We start from the raw sequence: 24796 nt of genomic DNA, 5'->3' as shown, positions 1-24796 counted from the left end.
GACTGCCGCACGTGACGAGCGAGACGGTGGGCCGGGTGCAGCAGGTGGGCCGGATGGCCGAGCGCGCGGTGGAGGCCGCGACCAGCGTGGGCCGGGAGGTCCAGGCGCGGATCTACCGCGAGGGCGTCTTCGGGCGGCGACCGGTCGTGCCGGTGGAGCCGGCCGCGCTGGAGGCCGCCGCGCAGCGCCGGATGAGCCCCGAGGCGTGGTCGTACGTCGCCGGGGGCGCCGGCCAGCAGCGCACCGTCCGCGCGAACACCGAGGCGTTCGACCGGCACCGGATCGTGCCGCGCATGCTGGTCGACGTCGAGGAGCGCGACCAGTCCGTGGAGCTGTTCGGCCGCCGGCTGCCCTCGCCGTACCTCCTCGCCCCGATCGGCGTGCTGGAGATGGCCCACCGCGAGGCCGAGCACGCGGTGGCCCGGGCGGCCCGCTCGCTCGGCGTCCCGATGGTGCTCTCCACCCAGGCCTCGGTGCCGATGGAGGAGGTCGCGCGAGACCTCGGCGACTCCCCGCGGTGGTACCAGCTCTACTGGTCCAAGGACGACGGCGTCGTGGACTCCTTCGTGCGGCGCGCGGAGGAGATCGGCAGCGACGCGCTCGTCGTCACCCTCGACACCCACGTGCTCGGCTGGCGCACCCGCGACCTGGACCTGGCCTACCTGCCGTTCGCGCGGGCCGAGGGGATCGCGCAGTACCTCAGCGACCCCCACTTCCGCTCGCTGGTCGAGCACCGCGCCGCGAACCCGCCGGCCGTCGACGGACCGCAGCCGCGCCCCACGCCGGCGGCGGTCCGCGCGCTGCTGTCGATGACGCGGCACTACCCCGGCCGGTTCCGCGACAACCTGCGCTCGCCGCTGCCGCGCGCCGCGGTCGAGACCTTCCTCGACGTCTTCTCCCGCTCCTCGCTGACCTGGGAGGACCTGGCCTACCTGCGCGAGCGCACCTCGCTGCCGATCGTGCTCAAGGGCATCCAGGACCCGCGCGACGCCCAGCTCGCCCTCGAGCACGGCGTCGACGGGATCGTGGTCTCCAACCACGGCGGCCGGCAGGTCGACGGCGCGATCGCCTCCCTCGACGCGCTGCCCGCGGTCGTCGACACCGTCGGCGGGCGAGTCCCGGTGCTCTTCGACAGCGGCGTGCGCAGCGGCGCCGACGCCTTCACCGCCCTCGCGCTGGGCGCGCAGGCGGTGCTCGTCGGGCGGCCCTGGGTCTACGGCCTGGCGCTGGCCGGTGAGGACGGCGTCCGCGCGGTCCTGGAGCACCTGATGGCCGAGCTCGACCTGACCATGGCGCTGAGCGGGGTCACCGACCTCGCCGGCATCACCCGCGACCTGCTCGCCTGAGCCGAGGGCACGAGGTGGGCGGACGGCACGCCGCGCCGACGCATGGCGGCGGGCAGGGGCACAGTCACGGGCACAGTCACGGGCACGGGCATCGTCACAGCCATGGGCACGGGCACGGGCCGGCGGCGGAGGTCGACGTACGCCGCGGTGCCCGGGCGACACTGCTCGGCGCGCTGGCGCTGGCCGGCGTGGTCGCGCTCGTCGGGCTGGTGCTGCTCTGGCCGGACCGGTCGGCGGCAGCCGACCTGCGCGAGGAGGTGGCCTTCCAGGGCCCCGGCGTGCTGCTCGTCGACGCCACGCTGCGCTCGCTGGAGGAGGGCCGGGCCTCGGTGAGCATCGAGGAGGGCCCCGACGAAGGTGCCCGGCGCACCGTCGACCTCCCGCCCGAGGTGGCCGCCTCCGGCCTCGAGCCGGGCGACACCCTGCGGCTGCAGTCGCCGCCGCCCGCGGACGGCACGGACCGCACCTACGTCTACTTCGGGACCGACCGGGACGCGACGATGTGGGTGCTGGCCGGCCTGTTCGTGCTGGTCGTGCTGCTCGTCGCACGCTGGCGCGGGCTGCTGGCGCTGCTGGGGCTGGGCTTCGCCGGGCTGGTGCTGCTCGGGTTCATGCTGCCCGCGCTGCTGACCGGGGAGCCCGGCCTGGCCGTCGGCCTGGTCGGCTCCACGCTGATCATGGTCGTCGTCCTCTACACGACCCACGGGTTCTCGATCCGCACCAGCGCCGCGCTCGCCGGCACCCTGGCCGGGCTGGTGCTCACCGCCGTGCTGGGGCTCGTGTCGACCCGGACATCGCGGCTGACCGGCTTCGGCGACGAGGCGGCCGGGCTGCTGACGACGTACATCCCGGCCCTGGACCTGCAGGACGTCTTCACCTGCGCGCTCGTCGTCGCGGGGCTCGGCGTCCTCAACGACGTCACCATCACCCAGTCCTCGGCGGTGTGGGAGCTGCGCGGCGCGGCGCCGGGGTTGACGCGGCGGCGGCTCTTCCTCAGCGGGATGCGGATCGGCCGCGACCACATCGCCTCCACGATCTACACGATCGTCTTCGCCTACGCCGGCACCGCGCTGGTGCTGCTCATGGTGCTCTCGCTCTACGGCCTCCCGCTGGGGGACCTGCTGGCGACCGAGGAGATCGGCCAGGAGGCGGTCCGCACCCTGGTCAGCAGCATCGGGCTGGTGCTCGCGGTGCCGATCACCACCGCGATCGCGGTGTGGACCGTGCCGGGGCCGGTCCCGGCGTCGTCGCGGTAGGGCAGGCTGGCCGCGTGCATCACATCGGGATCGATCTCGCCTGGGGCGAGCGCCAGCCCACCGGCCTCGCCGTGCTCGACGAGGACGGCGCGCTGGTGCACGTCTCCGCCGTACGCACCGACGACGAGATCGCCGAGCAGCTGGCGCCGTACGTCGAGGGGCCCTGCCTGGTCGCGATCGACGCCCCGCTCATCGTGCGCAACGAGACCGGGTCCCGGCCCGCGGAGAAGGCGCTGACCCGGGACTTCCGCCGCTTCGAGGCCGGCTGCCACCCCTCGAACCTCTCCAAGCCGGAGTTCCGCGACGGCCCCCGCGGCGCCCGGGTGTGCAAGCGCCTGGGCCTGGACATGGACCCCCGCTCGGGCCGGGCACGGCGCGCGATCGAGGTCTACCCGCACCCGGCGACGGTCGTGCTCTTCGGGCTCGAGCGGACGCTGAAGTACAAGGACAAGCGCGGCCGGGACGTCGACCTGCTCCGCAGCGAGCTGCTGAGGCTGATGGACCACGTCGAGACGGTCGTGCGCACCGACGGGCCGGACGGTGCTGATGGCGCCGAGGGTGCCGAGGGTGCTGAGGGTGCCTGGGCCTCGCTGCGCCTGGCCGTCGAGACGGCCACCCGCAAGAGCCAGCTGCGGGTGGTGGAGGACCAGGTCGACGCGGTGGTGTGCGCCTACGTCGGTCGCTTCGCCGACCTCCACCCCGACCGCACCACGGTCTACGGCGACCTCGCCGAGGGTTACATCGTCACCCCGTCGTTGCCCGACGAGAGCGCCGCGATCCGTTCGGCGATCCAGACGTACGCCGCGCAGCACGCCGAGCTCTCCGCCGCCGGCGAGCAGGCGGTCGCCCTGGTCACCTCGATCCTCGACGAGGCCGGCATCAACTACCTCTCGGTCACCGGGCGGACGAAGTCGGTCGTGTCGTTCGCGGAGAAGGCGGGGCGGATGCGCGAGGGCCAGCCGATGTACCCGAACCCGCTCACCGACATCACCGACCAGCTCGGCGTCCGCGTCATCACCTACGTCCAGGACGACGTCGAGACCGTCGCCGGACTCCTCGCCGACCAGGTCGTCGTCCACCTCGACCGCGACATGGGCCGCGAGACCGCGCGCGAGGGCCGGTGGGGGTACGCCTCGCGGCACCTCCTGATCGCCCTCGACGCCGCGCGCGAGTCCCAGGCGGCGTACGCCGGTCTGCGGGGGCGGGTCGCGCAGGTGCAGGTCCGCACGGTGCTGCAGCACGCGTGGGCGGAGTTCGAGCACGACATCCGCTACAAGGGCTCGGTGCCCGAGGAGCACGCGCCGGAGTTCGACCGCCGCTTCACCCTGGCCGCGGGGCTGCTGGAGCTGGCCGACCGGGAGTTCTCCACCATCCGCGAGCGGCTCCGCGCCGAGCCGGCGCCGGTCGCCGCGGCCGGCGAGGTCGCCGACGACGACCCGCGCCTGGACCCGCGCGAGCTCGCGGCCTTCCTCGCCGGGCAGTACGCCGACGCCGGCTGGTCGCGCACCGACCACTACACCTGGATCTCCGGCCTGCTCCTCGAGCTCGGCATCACCTCCCTCGACGAGCTCGGCGAGGTGCTCCGCCCCACCGCGGCCCTGGCGATCAACGAGCGGATGGACTACCGCTACCCGCCCGGCGCCGTCCGCCGCCTCGACGACGCCCTCCTCGCTGTCTTCGGTGAGCAGTACGTCGAGCTCCACGGCAACGCCCACCGCGCTCCGTTGCTGCGTCAGCGGCTCGAGAAGCTCGGCGGCTGACCGGCGCGGGCCCTGGCGGCCACCCCGCTGGTCGAGCAGCGAGCCCTGGCGAGCGTGTCGAGGCCCGGTGAGGTGCCTTCGGCCTGGTGGTGGCGGTGCGGGCACGACCGGAGGCGGCGGGTTGGTGCGTTGTAGAAGGACTTTGAGAAGGACGTGGTTGCGCGCCGTCGTGGTCGAGGCACCTGGGCGCGGTTGCTTCTCGCTCACGGTGGGCGGGGGTCGACCGTTGTGGTTGCGGTGGTCGAGGGATGCAGCTTCGGTGGATCTGGCTGGTCGGTCTATGTCCGCCGGTGGAAGGCAACCCGCCCGTTCGGGAGGTGGGTGGTCTCGAAGGCGGGGTCGTGGATGCGGGCGTGGTGCCGGGGGCAGAGGTTGCGGGCGTTGGCGAGATCCGTCTTGCCGCCGTGGGCCCAGGGTTGGTCGTGGTGGGCGTGGCACAGGTGGGCGGGCCAGTCGCAGCCCTGGGCGGTGCAGGTGGGCTGGGTGAGGTTGAGTCCGCGGCGTTGGGCGCCGGAGAACAGTCGCGTCTTCCGGCCGAGGTCGAGCAGCTCGGACCTGGTGCCGAGCACGGCCGGGATGAGACCGGCCTCGCAAGCCAGCCGGCGGGCAGTCGCGGCGGAGATCGCGCTCCCGTCGTCGAGCACTCCCGGCGCGAGCCCACCCGTCAGTGACTCGAGGTCGAGGGTGACGACGACGGTGGCGTTGAGGCCGCCGAGCTTCGGGAGCTGGTCGGTGGGGAGTCGTTCGAGGAGCTCGCAGAACGCATCCCCCATCCGTTCCGGTGATGGCCGGCGCTCGGCCAGTTCCGCTTCGGGATCTTTCGTAGCGGCCTGGTGCTTCGGGGCGGCGTAGGCGAGGAGGGTCTTGTGGAGCATCGCGGCGTGCAGCTCGGGGATCGAGAACTTCCCGCGCACGCTGCCCTTCCCGTCCGGGCACATCGTCAGCCACGCACCCGCCCGAGCCTCACGTTCCTCACGTTCGAGGGCGGCTGCGTCGCGGGCCTCGCCGATCTCGGGCGCGACCACGGTCAGGACGTGCTTGGCGAGCACCGCCAGCGTCTTCGGGTCGAGGTGCTGAGCCTCGTGCAGGAGGTACTGCTCGGCACGGGTGGGGACGGTGGGGTCCTCGAGGTCGTCGGGCAACCGATCGACACACGAGGTGACCACCCGGGCGTGGTCGACCGAGATCGCGCCCTCGACCAGCGCGGCCGCCGTGGGCTCGTGCCGGTCCAAGGACTCCGCCAACCGCGCCCGCCCCTTCGCCACCCGCCGCTCCTGGCGGGTCCGGTGGGCCCACCACGACGCGGTGTCCGTGGCGCCGGCTCGTTCGCCGGCGTGCCGACGGTCGGCCTCAGCGACCAGGCGGAGTGCGAGGGCGTCGGCCTGCGCACGGAGCTTCTCGGCCTCGACAAGGGCGGCTTGGACGTCCTCGTCCGACATCGACCACAGGTCCGCGGTCGCCGCCTGGCGGGTCTTGCGGCGGGACTTCGCGACAGCCCGGCACACGGTGTGTGCGTGGTGTCGAGAGTCCTTGGCCATGGGTCTACTCAAGCACCCGCCACCGACAGTCAGACCGGCGTTTCCCCAGGTCAGACCGCATGTCGAGACACGACTTCGAGAAGTTTCGGCCCGGTCTCGGGAGGCCGCCGCAACCACGCGCCGTACCTCTCCCGTAGCTGCCCCCACCGCAACCACCCGCGACCCGCAGGCCGCAGGCGGGAAGCGGCGGGGCGGAGAGATCAGGAGGACGGCGCGGCGGCGCGGAGCTTCTCGAGGAGGGGGAGGGCGGCGTCGGTGAGGAACTGCTCCTGGAGGGCGTCGCCGACCTGGACGAGGGCGATGTCGGTGAAGCCGGCCTCCCAGTAGGCGGAGACTGAGTCGACGATCTTGTCGAGGTCGGGCCCGCAGGGGATGGCGTCGGCGACGTCCTCGGGGCGCACGAACTGCGTGGCGCCGGCGAAGCCGGCGGGGGTGGGCAGGTCGGCGTTGACCTTCCAGCCGCCGGCGAACCAGCGGAACTGCTCGTGCGCGAGCGCCACGGCGGCCTCCTCGCTCGGCGCCCAGCAGATCGGGATCTGCCCGACCGCGCGGGCCGGGGAGCCGATGGTGGGGGCGCCGTCGATGCCGTTCCAGCCCTCGATGAGATCGGCGCGCGGCTCGGTGCCGATGAGGTGGTCGGCCAGCGGCGCCAGCTGCTCCAGGCCCCGCTCGCCGGCGACGGCGACGCCGATCTCGACGGCCTCCTCGGGGAGGTCCCAGACGCGGGCGGACTCGACGTCGAAGTGCTGCCCGCGGTAGTCGACGAGCTCGCCGGTGTGCAGCGCGCGGATGATCTCGATCGCCTCGGTGAGCATCTCCTGGCGCTGCCCGATGGCGGGCCAACCGGCGCCGACGACGTGCTCGTTGAGGTTCTCCCCGCTGCCGAGCCCGAGGGTGAACCGCCCCTCGGCGAGGATCTGGAGGGTCGCGGCCTTCTGGGCGACGACGGCGGGGTGGTAGCGCAGCGTCGGGCAGGTCACGTACGTCATCAGGCCCACCCGCTCGGTGGCCTGGGCGACCGCGCCGAGGACGGTCCAGGCGTACGGCGCGTGGCCCTGCTCGGTCAGCCAGGGGGAGTAGTGGTCGCTGGAGACCTCGAAGTCGAAGCCGGCGGGCTCGGCGGCGACGGCGTACTTCACCAGCTCCCGCGGGCCGCTCTGCTCGGTCATCAGGGTGTAGCCGAAGCGCGTCATGCGGGAGCGGTACCCACGCCCGGCGGGGAGACGCAGGGCCCGGCGGGCAGCGACGACTCAGTCCCGCTGGTCGTCGGCCTTCTTCTCGGTCCGGCCCATGCCCGGCAGGTTCATCACCAGCTTGCTGAGCTCCTGGGTGACCTCGAGCATCGCGTGCATGTCGGGCGCGCGGTGCCGAGGCGGCGCAGCAGCGGCATGATCTCCTCGCGACCGGTACCCCCGGCCCCGACGTACCGTCGGGTGGCATGACTCCGACGGATCTGTTGAAGGACGCGTTCGGTCGCGTCGTGGAGAGCGGTACGGCGGTCGTGGACGGCCTGACCACCGACCAGCTGGCCGTGCGGCCGGCGCCGCAGACGAACTCGATCGCGTGGCTGGTCTGGCACCTCGCGCGGGTGCAGGACGACCACGTGGCCGACGTGGCCGGCCGCGAGCAGGTGTGGACCGCGCAGGGGTGGGTCGACCGGTTCGACCTGCCCTTCGAGTCGGGCGCGACCGGCTACGGCCAGGACGCCGAGGCGGTCGGCCGGGTCCGGGTGTCGGCGGACCTGCTGGCGGGCTACCTGCGCGCGGTGCACGAGCAGACCCTGGCGTTCCTCGACACGGTCGCCCCCGAGGACCTCGACCGGGTCGTCGACGACAGCTGGGACCCGCCGGTGACGCTCGGCGTGCGGCTGGTGAGCGTGCTCGACGACGACGCCCAGCACGTCGGCCAGGCGGCGTACGTCAGGGGGTTGCTGGGCGCGTGATCCGGTAGCGCACGAAGGACGGCACCGCGAGCGCCGCCACGACCGTCCCGACGACCACCAGCACGCCGCCGCCGGCCGCCGCCGCGGCGGTGCCGACCGCGGCCGCCGCCGCCCCGTGCGCGACGTCGGCGACCCGGGGGCCGCCGGCGACGACGACGATGAAGACGCCCTGCAACCGGCCCCGGACGGAGTCGTTCGCCGCGGCCTGGAGCATCGAGCTGCGGAACGCCGCGGAGGCCATGTCGGCGGCGCCGCCGACCACGAGCATGAGCAGCGCGGCCACCAGCATCGGCTCGCGCCAGCGGTCGGCCAGCCCCACCGCGAGCCCGAAGCCGGTCATGGCGACGCCCCAGACGAGGATGCACCAGATGACCGCCAGGCCCTGGCGCTCGATCCGCGAGACCCAGCCGCTGAGCACGCCGCCGATCACCGCGCCGGCGGGGATCGCGGCGAAGAGCGCCGCGAAGACCAGTCCGCCCTCGTCGGGCCCGCCGAAGTCGAGGTGGGCGATCTCGGGGAAGAGCGCCCGTGGCATGCCGAAGACCATCGCGATGATGTCGACCACGAAGGACATGAGCAGCACGGGGTGCCCGCGCAGGTAGGCCAGCCCCTCGACCACCGACCGCAGGCCCGGCGCGCCCGCGAGCGCGCCGATCACCGGCAGCGGGGGCAGCCGGACGACCGCGCTCAACGTCGCGAGCAGCGTGAGGGTGTCGACGAGGTAGAGCCACTCGAAGCCCAGCACCGGGATCAGCGCGCCGGCCACGAGCGGCCCGGCGATCGCGCCGGCCTGGAAGACGGTCATGTTCAGCGAGTTCGCCGCGGGGAGCAGCTCGGGGGGCAGCAGCCGCGGGAGCAGGGCGCTGCGGGTGGGCTGGTTGACCGCGAAGAACGCCTGCTGCACCGCGAACAGGCTCAGCAGCAGCCACACGTCGACCCCGCCGACCGCCGCCTGGAGCCAGAACAGCGCGCTGGTGCCGATCAGCCCGAGCGTGGTGACGATGAGGATCGTGCGGCGGTCGAAGACGTCGGCCAGCGCGCCGCCGTACAGCCCGAAGACCACGAGCGGGACCAGGCCGAAGAGGCCGGTGAGCCCGACGTACGCCGAGGAGCCGGTCTCGGCGTAGATCTGCGCCGGCACCGCGACCACCGTCAGCTGCGCGCCGATGACGGTGATGATGTTGGCGACCCACAGCCGCCGGAAGTTGTCGTCGCGCAGCGGCCGGGTGTCGGCCAGCAGTCCGCGGAAGCGCTGCGCCGCCTGCCCCGATCCAGCCACGGGGCGGAAACCTACGCCCCGGCCACGAAACGATGACGAACCCACCCAGACGATTGCCGCGGGCCGAGGGCCTACGGTGTCCTGTCCCTCGCGTGGGGGACGCCGGGCGGACATCAGGCGGACAGCAGCGAGGGGCAGGGGCGTGACGACGACGGTGGACGAGCGGCCGGGAGGCCTGCGCGTGCGGTGCGAGGGCGTCGTGCACCTCTACCGCACCTTCGAGGGCCACGACGTCGTCGCGCTGCAGGGGGTCGACCTGACCATCGCGGCCGGCGAGCGGGTGGCGTTCCTCGGCCCCAGCGGGTCGGGCAAGTCCACGCTGCTGACCCTGCTCGGCGGGATCCAGAAGCCCAGCGCCGGCCGGATCTTCCTCGGCGAGGAGGAGGTCTCGCGGATGGGCGAGCGCTACCTCGCCCGGGTCCGCGCCCGCCGGGTCAGCACGATGCTCCAGGGCTCGACCCGCAACCTGCTGCCCTACGCCACCGCCCGCCAGAACATCGCCTTCGCCCGGCTCGCGCTGTCGTCGGCCGAGCGGCGCGCGGCGCTGCCCGAGGCCGAGCTGCTCGGCCGGGTCGGCCTCGAGCAGCAGGCCGACCAGGTCGTCTCCACGATGTCCGGCGGCCAGCGGCAGCGGCTCGCCCTGGCCTGCGCGGTCTCCACCGGCCCGCAGCTGCTGCTCGCCGACGAGCCGACCAGCCAGCTCTCCCACGAGGACCGCGACCACGTCATCGCGCTCATCCACTCCCTCGGCGACGACCTCGGCACCACCGTCGTGGTCGTCACCCACCAGCCGGAGGTCGCCGCGACCTTCCCCCGCACGGTGACGATGAAGGGCGGCCGGGTGGGGTCGGAGGGCCGCGACGGCGCGGAGTACGTCGTCATCGGCTCCGAGGGCGTCGTGCACCTGCCCACCCACCTCGCCGAGCAGTGGCCGCCCGGCACGCTGGTGCGGATCGAGCCGGAGGACCACAGCCGGCTGGTCGTCTCCCGCTCCGAGGAGGAGGGGCGATGAGCGCGCTGCGCCTGACCGGCGTCTCCTACGTCGTCGGCCGCCCGCTGCTGGAGGGGATCGACCTCGAGCTCCGCGCCGGACGGCTGACCGCGCTGTCCGGGCCGAGCGGCTCGGGCAAGACCACCCTGCTCTCGATCGCCGGCGGCCTCCTCGAGCCGACCACCGGCACGGCGTCGTGCGACGGCGCGCCGATGTGGCTGGGGACCGGCGACCCGCGGCCCGAGGTCGCGTTCGTGCTCCAGGTCTACGGGCTGGTGCCGATCCTCTCGGCCCGGGAGAACGTCTCGATCGCGCTGCGCGCCCGCGGCGTCGAGCCGGCCGAGGCCGACGAGCGGGCCGAGGCCGCGCTGGCCCGCTTCTCCATCGCCGACCTCGGTGACCGGCAGGTCGAGGAGCTCTCCGGCGGGCAGATGCAACGCGTCGCGCTGGCCCGTGGGCTCTGCGTCGGCGCGCAGGTGCTGCTCGCCGACGAGCCGACCTCCGAGCTCGACGAGGGCAACCGCGGGCTGGTGCTCGCCGAGCTGCGCCGCGAGGCGGAGCGGGGCGCGGTCGTCGTCGTCGCCACCCACGACCCCGCCGTCGTCGAGGCCTGCGACGACCACGTCGCCCTCGACGAGGGCCGGCTGGTGCGCGTCGACATCGGTGCCGCACCCGCTCCCGCGCCCGCTGCTGCGCAGGCCACTGCACCTGCGCCCGCGGCTGCTCCGGTCACCGAGCCTGTCCCCGCGGCCGACCCAGCCCCCGAGCCCGCCCCCGAGCCCGCCCCCGAGCAGCGGCCGGCGCCCGAGGTGGACCACGCGCTCTTCCGCCGCCCCAGCGACCCGTCGGGCCCCGCGTGAAGCGGACCCTCCGCGGCGCCTGGTCGCGCCGCAGCACGCTCCTCCCGCTCCTGCTGCTCACCGTCGTGGTGACCGCCGGCTGCGTGAGCGTGCTCGGCGTGGCCGCGGCGGCCGGCACCTCCGCGGCGCTGGCCGTGCCGCTGCTCGTGCTCGGTGCGGTCGCGGTGCCGACGACCGGTCGCGAGCTGGCGGCCGCCCGGCGCGGCGAGGTCGCGATCGCCCGGCTGCGCGGGCTCGAGGGCCGCTCGCTGCACGTGCTCCTCGCGCTCGAGCCGCTGCTGGTGCTCCTCCTCGGCGGGCTGGCCGGCTGGCTGCTCGGCACGCTGGGCGCCCGGGTCGCGACGACGGCCTGGACCGACGCCGACCCGGCGACGTACACGCTCGGTGGGGTGGTGGCCACCCTCGCCGTCGTCGTCGCGGGCCTGGTGGGCGTGGTGGCCGGCATGGCCGGCGCGCTGCGCGAGCCGCTCGCCGACCAGGTCACTCCGGCGGCGCGACCGCGGCGACGCGGGCTGGTGGCGACGTTCCTCGACGTGCTGGTCGTGGTCGGGGCGGTCGTCGCGGCCTACCGCGCCTCCACGGTGCCCGCCGACGAGCCCGACTGGGTCGTCCTGGCCGGCCCGGCGCTGCTCGGGCTGGCCGTCGGGCAGGCCGCGGTGCTGGTCGTGCGCCTGGGCGCGCGGGCGGTGGTGGCCCGCGCGGGCGGCTCGCTGGCCGGGTACCTCGCGGCCCGCCGGATCGCCCGGTCCGCCGACGCCGGCGACGCGCTGCGCGTGCTGGTCGCCGCCGCCGTCGTGGCCGCGCTGGCCGCCACCGGCGCCGCACAGGTCGGCGACTGGACCGACGAGACCGCGCGGCTGCGCGCCGGCGCCCCGGTCGTGGTCACCCAGCCCGAGCAGGACGCCGACGGCCTCCTGGGCCTGACCCGCGACCTGGACCCCGACGGCCGCTGGCTGATGGCCGCGGTCGTGGTCCCCGGCGGCGGCAGCGTGCCGGCGCGACGGGTCTTCCTCGACACCGAGCGGTACGACGCCGTGGTCGGCGACTTCCTCGCCGACACCCCGGCCGCGGGCGTGGCCGGCCACGTCGCGGAGCTGGCCGGCACCTCCGCCGGGGTCGTCACCGGCGGCACCCTGGTGGTGACCCTGCGCGGGGTCAGCCCCCGCACCGACGGGCTGCTCCGGCCGCTGGTGACCCTGGAGCTGCGCGACGCGAGCGGTGAGGAGCGCTTCGTGCCGGTGTTCGCGGAGGTCCCGCGCGACGGCTCGCCGGTGACCGTCGAGCGCCCGGTGACCGACTGCGCGGACGGGTGCCTGGTCGAGCGGGTCGTGCTGGACCGCACGCCCGGCACCAGCCCGCTGCCGTACGTCCTCTCCGGCCTCCGGCTGCGCCCGCCCGGCCCGGCCGACGCCCCGGAGGTCGACCTGCTCGACGGCGGCTGGGAGCCCGAGGGCCCCGACCGGTTCGGCCGCCCCGGCGGCGCGCTGCCGGTCGACCTGGGGCTGCTGGCCCGCACCGCCGACCGCCCGCAGGTCGCCGTCCGCACCGTCGAGGCGCCGAGCACGCCGGTGCTGGCCACCGACACCGCGGTGTGGCCCGACGGGCCGCCGCTGCTCGACTCCGTCGGCGGCGACGACCGGCCCGCCGGGGTGCTCGAGCGCTTCCCCGCGCTCCCGCTCGTCGAGGCCGACGGGCTCCTCGCGGACCTGCCGCGCGCCGCGGTGGGCAGCCCGCCGACCGTGCCCGCCGCGGAGCCGATGGTGCTGGTCCGCGCCGACGCCCCCGGCGACCTGGTCGAGACCCTGGCCGACGCCGAGGGCGCCGAGGTCCGCACGCTCGCGCAGGTCGAGGAGGACGTGGCCGCGGAGAGCGGGTCGGCGCAGGCGCTCGTCTACGCGCTGGTGGCGGGCTTCGCGCTGCTCGTCGCGGTGCTCGTCCTGGTGACCGCGGTCGCCCGCCAGCGCGCGGGGTGGCTGCGCGACGTCGCCGCGCTCCGGGTCGTCGGGCTGGCGCCCGCGCGGCTGCGGGCCGCGGGGCTCGCCGAGGCCGCCTGGCTCGCCGCCGCCGCGCTCGTCGCCACGGTCGTCGGCGCGGCCCTCGCGGCCCGCCTGCTGCTGGCGCACCTCGCGCTCGTCGACGTGCCCGAGCACGCCGTGCCCCTGACCACCGGCCCGGCGCTCGCGCCGCTGGTCGTCGCCGCCCTCGTGGTCGCCGCCGTCGTCCTGGGCGTCACCGGCCGCGGCCGCACCGCCCCCGCCGCCGAGAGCCGCCCGGCGATCCTGCGCGAGGAGGCCACCCGATGAGGACGCTGCTCGCCACCGTCCTGCGCGGGCTGCGCTCGCGCGCCCTGCTCTCGGGCGGGTCGGTGCTGCTGCTCGCGCTGGCGATCGGGTCGGCCGTGCTCGGCCCGGTCTTCTCCGCCGCGGTGACCAGCTCCTACCTGGTCACCCGCCTCGACGAGGCGCCCAACCGGCTGACCGGGCTGTCCTGGGTCTACCAGCCCGGCGCGGCCGCCCCGTCGGTCGCGCGCGGCATCGCGGCCCAGGTGACGGCGGCGTACGACGGCCCGTTCGCCACCCCGCAGACGACCCTGCTCACCGAGCAGTCCCCGACCCCCGCCGGCGTCTGGCGGCTGACCGCCGCGCTCGAGGCGTGCGAGCACCTCGAGGTGACCGGCGCCTGCCCGGAGCAGCCGGGCGAGGTGCTGATGCTGGCCGGCGACGCGGAGTTCACCTCCACCGAGATCGGCGAGACCCTCGACCTGGGGGCGCTCGGGGAGCACCGCGTGGTCGGCACCTACCGGGTCCCGGACGTGAGCGAGGAGGACTTCTGGTTCGACCTCACCCGGTTCGCCTCGATCCCGCCGGCGGAGCGCCGCGCGGGGAACATCCCCTACCAGCCGGCGCCGCTGGTGACCGTCGAGGACGCCTTCGCCGCCCTGGAGGTCGCCGCCGTCGGCTGGTCGGTGCTCGTCGACCGCCGCCTCGAGGTCCCGCCGGACCTCTCGCTCGCCGACACCGAGCAGGCCGAGCGGACCGCCGCCGGCCTCGACGGCCCGCCCCGCGAGGTCGGCGAGGGCACGCTCACCGGGCGGTCGATCAGCGACCTCGGCACGATCCTCGACGAGACCCGCGAGCAGCAGCAGACCGCCCGCGCGTCGGTCACCCCCGCCGTCGTCTCGCTCGTGCTGGTCGCGCTCGCGCTGCTGCTGCGCCTGCTCACCGCCGCCGCCGAGCTGCGGCTGCCCGAGCTGGCGCTCGCCTCCCTGCGCGGGCTCGGCCGGCGCCGGATGTGGTCGCTGGGGCTCTCCGAGCCGCTCGTGCTGCTGGTGGCGGCCGTCCCCCTCGGCGGCGCGCTCGGCATCGCCGCCGCGCTCGCGCTGGTCCGCGCCTGGCTGGTCCCGGGGCTGCCGCTCCCGCTGCCGTGGGAGGCGCTCGCGGCCGGCGGGCTGGTCGCCCTCGCCTCCGTCGGGGTCGCCGTCGCCTCCGTCGGGCTGGTGCTCCGCACGACGCTGGCCGAGCAGCTGGCCGGCGTGCGGCGCCCGAAGCGGACCGGGCGGGTCGCCGTGGTCGCCCAGCTGGTGCTCGTCGCGGCGGCGGTCATGGTCCTGCTCAGCACGCTCTCCGCCGCGCCGGGCGATCCCGACGTCACCGACCTGGTGCTGCCGGTGCTGCTCGCGGTGGTGGCCGGCCTCGCGGCCACCCGCGCCACGGCCTGGCTCGCGGGCCGGTGGACCCGGCGGCGTACCCGCTCGTTGCCGGGGTTCGTCGCCGCCCGCGCGCTCAGCCGGCGCACCGAGGGCACGCTCGTGGTGCTGCCGGTGACCGCGGCGCTCGCGATCTGCGTCTTCGGCGCGGGCGTCCACGACTCCGCCGCCGAGTGGCGCGCGAGCGTCGCCGCCACCCGCGCGCCCGCCGACGTCGTCTGGCGCTCCTCGCTCCCCCTCGACCAGACCGTCGACCTCACCCACCGGATCGACCCCGAGGGGCGGTGGCTGATGGCCGCCGGCACCCTGGTCACCCAGGGCCCGACGTACGCCGTCGTCGACGCGCCCCGCCTCGACCGGGTCGCCGCCTGGCCCGACCAGTGGACCCCCGGCACCTCCGCGGCGGAGGTCGCGCGGCGCATCGAGCCGCAGGGCACCCCGCCGCAGCTGGCGGGGACCAGCGTGCGGCTGACCGCCACCGTCGACGGCACCACCGAGCGCGACCTGTCGGTGCGGCTGCGGCTGGACGGGACGGGCGGCGACCGGCCGCGGTACGCCTTCCTCGGCCCGTTCCCCGCCGGGCGCACCACGACCGTCACCGAGCCGGTGCCGTTCTGCCGCGACGGCTGCGAGCTCGACGCGATCACCCTCGGCGGCGCCGCCGCGCTGCCCGTCGCGATGGACGCCGTGGTCACCCTCGAGGACCTGCGCGTCGACGACGAGCCGGTGACCGACGCGTTCGTCGGCGCCGGCTGGGTCCGCTCGCCGACGGCCACCGCCGAGGCGGCGGTCGGCGCGGTCGAGGCGACGTCCGGCTCGGGCTCGGGCTCTGGCTCGCTCGCGGTGTCCGTCGACTCCGAGGGCACGCCGGTGATCGCCCAGCTGGTGGCCGGGGCGCTGCCCGCGGCGCTGCCGGTGGTGGCGGGCCTCGACGCCGTCACCTCCGCGCAGGGCGGCTCGTCGTCGATGACGAGCGCGCTCACCTTCCCCGTGGACCCCGTCGTCGAGGCCGGCTCGGTGCCGCTGCTCGGCCCGATCGGGCTGATGGTCGACCACGGCATGCTCACCTTGGACCGCGAGGTCTACGAGCAGGACGCCCCCGTCTACGTCCTCGCCCGCGGCGACACCCCCGCGGCGGTGCAGGACGCGCTGCGCGACCGGGGCGCCTCGGTCGAGACCACGCTCGAGGACGTACGCCGCACGCTCGACCAGGGCGCCTACGCCCTGGCCCTGCGCCTCTACGCCGTGGTCGCCGCGCTGGTGCTGCTCATGGCGCTGGCCGGCCTCGTGGTCAGCACCGCGGTCCAGCTGCCGTCGCGCCGGCGCGACGCGGCCTCGCTGCGCGTGGTCGGCGTGCCGCGCCGGTCCGTGGCCGCCGCGGTGGTCCTCGAGCTCGCCGTCGTCCTCGGCAGCACCGCCGTCGCGGGCCTCGCCGCCGGCTCGTTGGCCCAGTACGTCGTGCTCCGCACGGTCACCCTCGGCACGGTCGACACGGTCACCACCCCCGCCCTCGTCGCCAGCATCGACCCGGCCCGCCTGGTCCTGCTCGCCCTCCTCGCCGCGGTCCTCCTCGGCACGGTCGCCCTGGTCAGCGCGGTCCTCACCGTCCGCGGCGCCCGCGGGTCGACCCTGCGGGAGACCGCTCGCTGACCGGCCCGCTGACCGGCCCGCTGACCGGGCCGGGGCTACCGTCGAAGCCGTGCGACGACCCGTGCCGGAGCAGCCCGGACCCGGCCAGGAGTCGGTGTGGGACTACCCGCGCCCGCCCCGGCTCGAGGCGACGTCCGCCCGCCTCGAGGTGGTGCTCGGCGGGGTCGCGATCGCCTCGACCACCCACGGCTGGCGGGTCCTGGAGACCAGCCACCCGCCGACGTACTACCTCCCGCGCGAGGACTTCCTCCCCGGCGCGCTGCGGCCGGCCGAGGGGTCGAGCACGTGCGAGTGGAAGGGCCGGGCGGCGTACGTCGACCTGGTCGGTGGCGAGCGCGGCGACCGCGTCGCGCCGCGGGCGGGGTGGACCTACCCCGAGCCGACGCCGGCGTTCCGCGACCTCGCCGGCGCGGTGGCGGTGATGGCCGGCGCGGTCGACGCCTGCTTCGTCGACGGGGAGCGGGTCGTGCCGCAGCCCGGCGGGTTCTACGGCGGGTGGATCACCTCGGCGGTGGTCGGCCCGTTCAAGGGCGACCCCGGCACCTGGGGCTGGTGAGTCAGCAGCCGCCGGACTCGGGCAGCCCGAGCAGGCGGTCGGCGAGCAGGTCGCACCAGAGTCCCGACCCGGGGCCGCCGTTGACCGCGCCGTCGGACTCGCCGGGGTGCTTGACCCACAGCCGGCCGTCGAGGCCGCCGTCGAAGACCATCTTCGGCGCCTTGCCGAGCCGCGCCCAGGTGGGGTTGATGACGTCCCCGGCGACCGGGATCGGCGCGCCGTTGCGGGAGGTGTCGACGACCTGCTTGACGCCGGTGACACCGATCTTCTTCAGCTCCCGGCGCAGGAACGTGCCGTAGGCCAGCTCGTCGCGCAGGCTCCGGAAGTTCGACACGTTCGTCGCGATGCCCCGACCCAGGCCCACGCCGGCGCGCTTGAGCAGCAGCGCGCGTCCGTCGTACGGGCGCCAGTCGCTGTGCCCCGCGTCGAGGTAGACCCACGCGCCCGCGGCGCTGAGCCGCTTGACCGCGAACCGCAGCAGCGCGAGCCGGTCAGCGACGTCCTCGCAGCCGGGGTCGCCGATGAACGGGATCGCGTCGGGCTCCAGCACCACCAGCGGCTTGCTGCCGCGGATGCCGGCGGCGACCTTCTTGACCCAGGCCTTGTACGACGCCGCGTCGGCCGCGCCGCCCGCGGAGTGCTGCCCGCAGTCCCGGTCGGGGATGGAGTAGACGACCAGCACCGGCGTCTTGCGGGCGGCCGCCGCGAGGAAGGTGTAGTCCCGGACGACGTCGCGGACCTGGTGGGTCGGGTAGTACTCGATGCCCAGCCACAGCGCCTGCGACCGCTTCGCGATCGTGCGGTGCCGCGTCTCGCCCTCGGTGACGGCCGGCATCCGCTGGTCCACGAACAGCCCCTGGGTCCGGCGCGGGTCCTTGTTCTTGCCCTTGCCCTTGCCCTTGTCGGCCTTCGTGCCCGTGCTCTTGCCCGTGCTCTTCTGCGCCGCGGCGTCGATCGTGGTCGTTGCGGCCGAGGCCTGCGGGCGGGCGCCCGCGATGTCCGGCGTCATCGTCGCGGAGGCCGTGAGGGCGACGACGGCCGTCGTGGCGAGCGCGGCCAGGGGCGCGCGCAAGGGCCGGGGGAGCATCGCACCAGGGTAGGTGGCCCACCTCGACGGCGCGGGCGAACGACGGAGACCTCGGCCACAGAGGTCGGCCCCGGTCCCGCCCCCGACCGGGGGTGCCCCCGCCTACGATCGGGCGGTGACCGCATCCCACGACCTCGCGCCGCTCCCGCTGCCCGCCCCCGACGCCGCCGAGGCCTGGCTGCGCGCCCGCACCGACGAGGGGCTGGCGAGCGCCCGCGCGGCCGTGGACCGCCTCCGCGCCGACCCGCCGACCGACGCCCTCGCCGCGCTCGAGCAGTGGGACGCCGTCACCCGCACCCTCTCCGACGTGGCCGCGGCCGGCTCGCTGTTCGGCAACGTCCACCCGCTCGAGGCGGTCCGCGACGAGGGCGACCGCGCCGAGCAGGAGGTCGACAAGCTGGCCACCGAGCTCGCCCAGGACCGCGCGCTCCACGACGCGTTCGCCGCCCTCGACCCCGCCGGCCTCGACGAGCAGGCCGCTCGCCTGCTGGAGCGCACGCTGCGGGACTTCCGCCGCGCCGGGGTCGACCGCGACGACGCCACCCGCGCCCGGATCGCGGAGATCAACGACCGGCTCACCGAGCTCGACCAGACCTTCTCCCGCACCATCCGCGACGACGTCCGCTCGATCCGGGTCGCCCCCGAGCGGCTCGCCGGCATGCCGCAGGACTGGCTGGACGCCCACCCCGCGGGCGAGGACGGCCTGGTCACGATCACCACCGACTACCCCGACGTCGTCCCGGTCCGCACGTTCTGCCACGACCCGGAGGTGCGCCACGACATCTCGGTGGAGTTCCTCCAGCGCGGCTGGCCGCAGAACGACGCGGTGCTGCGCGAGCTCTTCGACCTCCGCCACGAGCGGGCGACCCTCGTCGGGCACGCCGACTGGCCGTCGTACGACGCCGAGGTCAAGATGATCGGCTCCGGCCCCGCCATCCCGGCCTTCATCGACCGGATCGCCGACGCGGCCGCCGGCCCCGCGGAGCGCGACCTGGCCACCGTGCTGGCCCGGCTGCGCCAGGACCGGCCCGACGCCGACGGGCTGAGCGCCGCCGACTTCGCCTACTACGAGGAGCTGGTGCGCAAGGAGCAGCTGGAGGTCGACGCCCAGCAGGTGCGCACCTACTTCGAGTTCCCCAAGGTCCGCCAGGGCCTGCTCGACGTCACCGGCCGGCTCTTCGGCCTGCACTACGAGCCCGTCCCCGACGCGGTCGTCTGGGACCCCGACGTGACGGCGTACGACGTCACCTCGACCGCCGACGGGTCGGCCGTCGGGCGGATCTACCTCGACCTGCACCCGCGCGAGGGCAAGTACAACCACGCCGCGCAGTTCACCCTCGTCGACGGCGTGGCCGGGCAGCAGCTGCCCGAGGGCGTGCTGGTCTGCAACTTCTCCCGCGGGCTGATGGAGCACGACCACGTGGTCACGCTCTTCCACGAGTTCGGCCACCTGGTCCACCACGTCCTCGGTGGGCACGGCCGGTGGGCGCGGTTCAGCGGCGTCGCGACCGAGTGGGACTTCGTCGAGGCGCCCAGCCAGATGCTCGAGGAGTGGGCCTGGGACGCCGAGATCCTGCGCTCCTTCGCCACGAACGCCGCCGGCGAGCCGATCCCCGCCGACCTCGTCGACCGGATGCGCCGGGCCGACGACTTCGGCAAGGGCACCTTCGCGCGGGTGCAGATGTTCTACGCCGCGATGTCCTACTACTTCCACGCCGAGCGGCCCGCCGACCTCACCGCCCGGATGGTCGAGCTCCAGGAGACCTACTCCCCGCTCCGCTGGATCGAGGGCACCCACATGTTCGCCAGCTTCGGCCACCTCGGCGGCTACTCCTCGGCCTACTACACCTACATGTGGTCCCTCGTCATCGCCAAGGACCTGTTCAGCGCCTTCGACCCCGACGACCTGTTCGACCCCGAGGTCGCCGGGCGCTACCGCGACCGCGTGCTCGCCCCCGGCGGCGCCAAGGACGCCGCCGACCTGGTCGCCGACTTCCTCGGCCGGCCCTACACCTTCGACGCGTACGCCGCCTGGCTGGCGCGCTGACCCCCGCCCCGCCCCCGCCCGCTGGTTGAGCAGCGAAGGCCGCGCCCCCGCCGCTGGTTGAGCAGGCGAGCGCCAGCGAGCCGTGTCGAAACCCGGTGACCCGACCGCGGCCTGTGCCACGGTCATCCGCCCGCGGCGTACGCCGGGTGGTGGGGGTCGGGGCCTGCGGCTCCCGCCCGTCGTCCGCCTCCGGCCCCGACCGCGCGGCGGACAACCGGATCCACCGGGCGCGCGTCCCACCGGCATGCGCACCCTCCCGGCCGGCCTCGCCCTGCTGCTCCTGCTCGCCGGCTGCGGGGACGGCCCACGGAGCGGGGCGGAGGCTGCGCCGGGCGCCGGGGAGGAGCCCACCTCGTCGAGCCCGACGGCCTCGGCGGAGCGGGAGATGCTCGTCCCGGACGTGGTGGCGATGCCGGTGGCGGCCGCGCAGGCGGCGCTCGAGCGGGCCGGCCTGACCGCGCGCCGGGTGGAGGGTGCGGGGTCGGCGTGCGTGCCGGCCGGTGAGGTGGTCGGTCAGCGCCCCGCGGCGGGGCGGTCGGTGCCGATCGGGTCGCGGGTGACCGTCGAGGTGAGCAGCGGCGGGTCGGGGGTGTGCGGCCTCGGCCTCCCACCGGCCCCGGCCGAGCTGGACCGCGTGGCGCGGTTGTTCCTGCGGTTCGCCCGCGGGGAGGGGCCGCCGCCCGTGGACACCCCGGTCGACCTGTACCTCGGCGGCCGGTTCGTCGAGACGGTGCCGACCACCGACACGCTCGACCGGGCGGCGTGGGAGGTGTGCCCCGAAGGGGGCTCGTACGCCGGGGCGACCTGCCCGTTCTCGGTGTTCGAGCCGCTTGCCGGATCGCCGCGGGTCGCCGTGACCTCGCGCGACCCGCAGCACCCGTGCGCCCATCCGAGCCCGCTGCCGGGGGCCGCCGAGGGCCGATCGGTGACCCTCCAGCCCGACGAGGCGCTGGCCTGCCCCTCGTGGTTCGCGGTCCAGCTGCTCGTGAACGACGTCGGCCAGGTGACCGCGGTCAACCTCGTGCACTCCGAGCCCTAAGCAGCTGTCCGGCCCGGCCATCAGGGGGTCGTGTGCCTGCTCGGGGGCCTACTTCTGGGCCTTTGCATCCGCTTCCGGGGCAATATTCTGGCCCAGAAGCGGATGCAACCCACCTATAGGTGGGACGCGCGCCCCCGCCAAACCACCCCCACCGCGACCGGTCAGATCCACCCCATCCGGCGGGCGACGGCGCAGGCGTCGTGCCGGTTGGCGGCGCCGAGCTTGGTGACGGCGCTGGAGAGGTAGTTGCGGACGGTGCCGGGCGAGAGCGAGGCGCGGGCGGCGATCTCGTCGACGGGCGCGCCGTCGGCGGCGAGCTCGAGGACGTCGGCCTCGCGCGGGGTCAGGGGGCTGTCGCCGGCGGCGATCGCCTCGGTGGCCAGGTCCGGGTCGACGTACCGCCCACCGGCGTGGACCGTGCGCACGACCTGGGCCAGGGTGGCCGCGGAGGTGGTCTTCGGCAGGAAGCCGCGCACCCCGGCGGCGAGCGCGCGCTTGAGGTGGCCGGGCCGGCCGTGGCTGGTGACGATCACGGTGCCGCACGCGGGCAGGGAGCGGGCGAGCTGCTCGGCGACCCCGATGCCGTCCAGGCCGGGCATCTGCAGGTCCAGCACGGCGACGTCGACCCCGGCGTGGAGCGCGGCGGCCGCCGCCTCGGGCCCGGAGGCGGCCTGGGCGACCACGGCGAGGTCGTCCTCGAGGTCGAGCATCTGGGCGAGCGCCTCGCGGATGAGGTTCTCGTCGTCGGCGAGGAGGACGCGGATCGGCGCGGTCACGGCAGCACCATCCGGACGGTGAAGGTGTCGGCGTCCCGGCCGGTCTCGAGGCCGGCGCCGAGGCTGGCGAGCCGGGCGCGGACGCCGGCGAGACCGGTGCCGTCGCTGCCGGCCGCGGGCAGGGCGCCGTCGTTGCGCACGGTGAGCGTGCGGTCGTCGTACGACACCGACACCGACGTGGCCCGGGAGTGCCGCAGCACGTTGGTGACGGCCTCGCGGACCACCCAGGCGGCCGGCTCGTGCCAGTCGGAGGGGAGGTCCTCGACCGCGAGGGTGGCCTCGATCCCGGCCGAGCGGAGCAGGGCGACCGCGCCGTGGAGCTCCTGGTCGAGGTCGACGGCGCGGTAGCCGCGGGCCAGTTCGCGGGCCTCCTTGAGGCCCTCGTGGGCCAGCGACCGGACCTCGAGCATCCGGCCGGCCGCACGGTCGTCGCCCCGGCCGGCGAGCGTCGCGGCGAGCTCGGCCTGCACGGCGATCGTCGAGAGCCGGCGGCCGAGCACGTCGTGGACGTCGCGGGAGAAGCGCAGCCGCTCCTCGGCCACCGCCAGCGCCGCCTCGGCCTCCCGGCCGCGGTCGAGCTCCACGACGATGTCGAGCAGCCACAGCGAGAGCCGGACGGTGAGCATGAAGAACGCCCCGGCGAGCAGGCCGTACGCCGCCTGGCCGGGGTCGCGGGCCGGCAGCCAGGCCGCGAGGCCGATCGCGACGACCGTGGCTGTGGCGACGCGCCGGTCGCAGTAGCCGCCGAGCCCCCAGGCCAGCGAGAACGCGATGACCAGGCCGGCGCCCGCAGGCAGCTCGCCCGGCAACGCGGCCGCCCCAGGGACCGCGACGAGGGCGAGGACGACCAGGGTGAGCGTGCTGCGGCGGGGGATGGGCCCGTCGTGCGGGTAGAGCCGGATCGCGTCCCGCAGCGCCCACGCGGAGGCGGCGGTCAGCGCGAGGCCACCGGCGAGGAGCGCGCCGTAGCCGACCGGGTGGTCCCGCGCGACCGCGGCGGCGCTGACGAGGAGGACCCCGTTCATCAGCGCCGCGATGACGTAGAGCGACTGGCGGGTGTAGAGGTCGACCCGCTCCACCTGGTCGCGTCCGCTCCAGGAGCCGCGCCACCACCGTTCCGCCACGGGCTCGACCCTAGCGACGTCCACGCTCACCACCGCCGACCAGCACCGCCGATCACCAGGCGGCTCAGGACCGGGGCTCCCAGCGCATCGAGCGCCGGGCGAGGTAGACGGCGAGCGCGGTCCAGGCGACGAGCACGAGCAGCGGCTGGCCGGCCGGGGCCCACGTGCCCGCGAAGTCCAGGGTGCGCTCGGTGCTGCCGGTCTCCATGCCGAACCAGGTCACCCGGACCAGGTCGGTCATCGCCGCGCCCGGCGTCAGGTCGGTCCAGCGGCGTACCTCCTCGGGGAACCCGATGGCGACCTGGCCGAGCACCGCCAGCACGATCACCGGCATGCTCGTGATCTGCGCGGCCTCGGCGTTGCGGGTCCACGCGGCCGTCCACAGCGCGAACGCCGCGAAGAGCAGCAGCGTGAGGACGACCGAGGCGGCGTAGAGCAGCGGGTTCAGCGGGGCGTCCTGCCCGAGCAGCATCGCCACCGGCACCGCCACCACGGCGGTGGCCAGCGCGATGACGAAGCCCGGCAGCGCGAGCGAGACGATGATCTCCGCGTCCGTGCTCTCCCCCGTGCGCAGCCGCTTGAGCACCAGCTCGTCGCGGCGGGTGACCAGCTGGGAGAGCAGGTTGTAGAAGACCGGGAACAGCGCGGCCATCATCAGCGCGGTGACGATCGCGGCGGCGCCCGCGCCGGAGGCCTCCGAGCCGCTGTCGCCCACGAGCAGCAGCAGCAGCAGCGGCGCCAGCGGCAGCACGACGGCGTAGATCAGGGTCAGCCGGTTCCGCAGCACCAGGGTGGTGTTCGCGCGGGCCAGGCCCAGGACGCGGGTCGGGGACAGGGTGGTCGTGGTCATCGGACGGCTCCTTCGAGGGGCGCGGACTGGTCGGCACCGTCGGCACCGGAGGCGATCGCGAGGAAGACCGACTCCAGCGAGGCGCTGCGGGCCTCCAGGCCCGCCAGCCGTACGCCGCCGTCGGCCGCGGCCGCGAGCAGCGCGGTGAGCGTCGCCTGCAGGTCGTGGGACTCGATCGTGGTGCTGCCGTGCTCGGTGCTGACCCGCGCGGCGGCGGGCAGGCCGGCGAGGTCGGGCAGCCCGGCCGGGGCGGCGCCCTCGAACCGGATCGTCGAGGGGTGGTCGGCGCCGAGCTGGGCCGGCGTGCCCTCGCGGACGATGCGGCCCGCGTGCATGATCGCCACCCGGTCGGCCAGCTCCTCGGCCTCCTCGAGGTGGTGGGTGGTCAGCAGCACCGACCGACCGCGGTCGCGCAGCCCGGCGACCAGCTCCCACACGCGGCGGCGGCTCTCCGGGTCCAGGCCGGTGGTGGGCTCGTCGAGCAGGACCACCTCCGGGTCGCCGAGCAGCGTGCAGGCCAGGTCGAGGCGGCGCAGCTCCCCTCCGGAGAGGCTGCGGACCCGGACGTCGACCCGGTCGGCCAGGTCGAGCTCGGCCAGCGCGTCGGCGACCGGGCGGGGCGCGGTCATCGTCGCGGCCCACATCGTCAGGGTCTCCCCGACGGTGAGGTCGGCCGGGAACCCGCTGCTCTGCAGCAGGACGCCGGTGCGGCGGCGTACCTCCGCCCGGTCGGCGACCGGGTCCAGCCCCAGCACCCGCACCTGGCCGGCGGTCGGGGGCGCGAGCCCCTCGACGACCTCCAGCGCGGAGGTCTTGCCGGCGCCGTTGGTGCCGAGCAGGGCGACGACGGTGCCGGGCTCGACGACCAGGTCGACGCCGCGGACCGCCTCGAAGGCCTCCGCGCCGCTGCCGTAGGTGCGCCGCAGGCCGCGGACCTCGATGTGGGGGCTGCCGGGATCGGTGGTCATGGCTCCACCCTCGCGGTCGAT

Annotated in this window: 19 protein-coding genes; 11 read left to right on the top strand and 8 right to left on the bottom strand. The window is 75.5% G+C overall.

The window, feature by feature from the left end:
- Positions 1-11 precede the first annotated feature (11 nt).
- The 3 genes from HPC71_RS20575 to HPC71_RS20565 all read left to right on the top strand — a co-directional run bounded on the left by HPC71_RS20575 (position 12) and on the right by HPC71_RS20565 (position 4362).
- The gene (locus tag HPC71_RS20575) at positions 12-1346 is read left to right on the top strand and encodes a lactate 2-monooxygenase (protein ID WP_253943826.1); all 1335 of its coding nucleotides are present in this window, start codon (positions 12-14) and stop codon (positions 1344-1346) included.
- Positions 1347-1534: 188 nt separating this feature from the next.
- Positions 1535-2602, top strand: a complete 1068-nt coding sequence (locus tag HPC71_RS20570) for a YibE/F family protein (RefSeq protein ID WP_253943825.1) — start codon at positions 1535-1537, stop codon at positions 2600-2602.
- Between the two features lie 14 nt (positions 2603-2616).
- A complete protein-coding gene (locus HPC71_RS20565; RefSeq protein WP_171897130.1) occupies positions 2617-4362 on the top strand; it encodes a DUF429 domain-containing protein in 1746 nt (581 codons plus the stop codon).
- A 278-nt stretch (positions 4363-4640) separates the two neighbouring features.
- Here the strand turns inward: HPC71_RS20565 and HPC71_RS20560 are convergent, their stop codons facing one another.
- Positions 4641-5900 carry an HNH endonuclease signature motif containing protein gene (locus HPC71_RS20560; protein ID WP_154616083.1) on the bottom strand — a complete coding sequence of 420 codons (1260 nt, stop codon included), beginning with the start codon at positions 5898-5900 and terminating at the stop codon, positions 4641-4643.
- A 200-nt stretch (positions 5901-6100) separates the two neighbouring features.
- Entirely contained in the window at positions 6101-7093 is a 993-nt protein-coding gene (locus HPC71_RS20555; RefSeq protein ID WP_154616085.1) for an LLM class F420-dependent oxidoreductase, read from the bottom strand.
- 245 nt (positions 7094-7338) lie between these two features.
- Here HPC71_RS20555 and HPC71_RS20550 point away from each other — a divergent pair, with 245 nt between their 5' ends.
- Positions 7339-7842, top strand: coding sequence for a mycothiol transferase (locus HPC71_RS20550; RefSeq protein ID WP_154612401.1), 504 nt, complete (start codon positions 7339-7341; stop codon positions 7840-7842).
- Here HPC71_RS20550 and HPC71_RS20545 read toward each other — a convergent pair.
- Positions 7820-9121, bottom strand: a complete 1302-nt coding sequence (locus HPC71_RS20545; protein ID WP_171895910.1) for an MFS transporter — start codon at positions 9119-9121, stop codon at positions 7820-7822. The two genes, HPC71_RS20550 and HPC71_RS20545, sit on opposite strands and share 23 nt — an antisense overlap.
- Before the next feature lie 142 nt (positions 9122-9263).
- Here HPC71_RS20545 and HPC71_RS20540 point away from each other — a divergent pair, with 142 nt between their 5' ends.
- Genes HPC71_RS20540 through HPC71_RS20520 form a run of 5 tightly spaced genes read left to right on the top strand, consistent with a single transcriptional unit; the run spans position 9264 to position 16884 of the window.
- A complete protein-coding gene (locus tag HPC71_RS20540) occupies positions 9264-10133 on the top strand; it encodes an ABC transporter ATP-binding protein (protein WP_253943824.1) in 870 nt (289 codons plus the stop codon).
- On the top strand, positions 10130-10972 hold the full coding sequence (locus tag HPC71_RS20990) for an ABC transporter ATP-binding protein (RefSeq protein WP_195849532.1): 843 nt from the start codon (positions 10130-10132) through the stop codon (positions 10970-10972). Before HPC71_RS20540 ends, HPC71_RS20990 begins: the two co-directional genes overlap by 4 nt.
- The gene (locus HPC71_RS20530; protein ID WP_154616089.1) at positions 10969-13275 is read left to right on the top strand and encodes an FtsX-like permease family protein; all 2307 of its coding nucleotides are present in this window, start codon (positions 10969-10971) and stop codon (positions 13273-13275) included. The genes HPC71_RS20990 and HPC71_RS20530 overlap by 4 nt, the downstream gene beginning before the upstream one ends.
- Positions 13272-16328 (top strand): FtsX-like permease family protein, encoded by a 3057-nt coding sequence (locus HPC71_RS20525; RefSeq protein WP_154616091.1) that lies wholly within the window; start codon positions 13272-13274, stop codon positions 16326-16328. The genes HPC71_RS20530 and HPC71_RS20525 overlap by 4 nt, the downstream gene beginning before the upstream one ends.
- 49 nt (positions 16329-16377) lie before the next feature.
- Positions 16378-16884 carry a DUF427 domain-containing protein gene (locus HPC71_RS20520; RefSeq protein ID WP_171897128.1) on the top strand — a complete coding sequence of 169 codons (507 nt, stop codon included), beginning with the start codon at positions 16378-16380 and terminating at the stop codon, positions 16882-16884.
- A 1-nt stretch (position 16885) separates the two neighbouring features.
- Here HPC71_RS20520 and HPC71_RS20515 read toward each other — a convergent pair whose 3' ends face one another.
- Positions 16886-17971, bottom strand: a complete 1086-nt coding sequence (locus HPC71_RS20515) for a glycoside hydrolase family 6 protein (protein WP_154616093.1) — start codon at positions 17969-17971, stop codon at positions 16886-16888.
- A gap of 115 nt (positions 17972-18086) precedes the next feature.
- On the opposite strand from HPC71_RS20515, the gene HPC71_RS20510 reads away from it, so the two are divergent.
- Together HPC71_RS20510 and HPC71_RS20505 are read left to right on the top strand one after the other, a co-directional pair.
- A complete protein-coding gene (locus tag HPC71_RS20510) occupies positions 18087-20018 on the top strand; it encodes a M3 family metallopeptidase (RefSeq protein ID WP_171897127.1) in 1932 nt (643 codons plus the stop codon).
- A 244-nt stretch (positions 20019-20262) separates the two neighbouring features.
- The gene (locus tag HPC71_RS20505; protein ID WP_154616095.1) at positions 20263-21057 is read left to right on the top strand and encodes a PASTA domain-containing protein; all 795 of its coding nucleotides are present in this window, start codon (positions 20263-20265) and stop codon (positions 21055-21057) included.
- Between the two features lie 161 nt (positions 21058-21218).
- Here the strand turns inward: HPC71_RS20505 and HPC71_RS20500 are convergent, their stop codons facing one another.
- The 4 genes from HPC71_RS20500 to HPC71_RS20485 all read right to left on the bottom strand — a co-directional run bounded on the left by HPC71_RS20500 (position 21219) and on the right by HPC71_RS20485 (position 24775).
- Positions 21219-21833: a response regulator transcription factor gene (locus HPC71_RS20500; RefSeq protein WP_171897125.1), complete on the bottom strand. Its 615-nt coding sequence runs from the start codon at positions 21831-21833 to the stop codon at positions 21219-21221.
- Entirely contained in the window at positions 21830-22957 is a 1128-nt protein-coding gene (locus HPC71_RS20495) for a sensor histidine kinase (protein WP_154616097.1), read from the bottom strand. The genes HPC71_RS20500 and HPC71_RS20495 overlap by 4 nt, the downstream gene beginning before the upstream one ends.
- Positions 22958-23021: 64 nt before the next feature.
- A complete protein-coding gene (locus tag HPC71_RS20490) occupies positions 23022-23807 on the bottom strand; it encodes an ABC transporter permease (protein WP_154616099.1) in 786 nt (261 codons plus the stop codon).
- Positions 23804-24775: an ABC transporter ATP-binding protein gene (locus HPC71_RS20485; protein WP_154612410.1), complete on the bottom strand. Its 972-nt coding sequence runs from the start codon at positions 24773-24775 to the stop codon at positions 23804-23806. Before HPC71_RS20485 ends, HPC71_RS20490 begins: the two co-directional genes overlap by 4 nt.
- Between the last annotated feature and the right edge of the window lie 21 nt (positions 24776-24796).

This window comes from Nocardioides marmotae, assembly GCF_013177455.1.
GTDB classification, from domain to species: Bacteria; Actinomycetota; Actinomycetes; order Propionibacteriales; family Nocardioidaceae; genus Nocardioides; species Nocardioides marmotae.
This window is presented reverse-complemented; position numbering and strand designations above follow the sequence as displayed.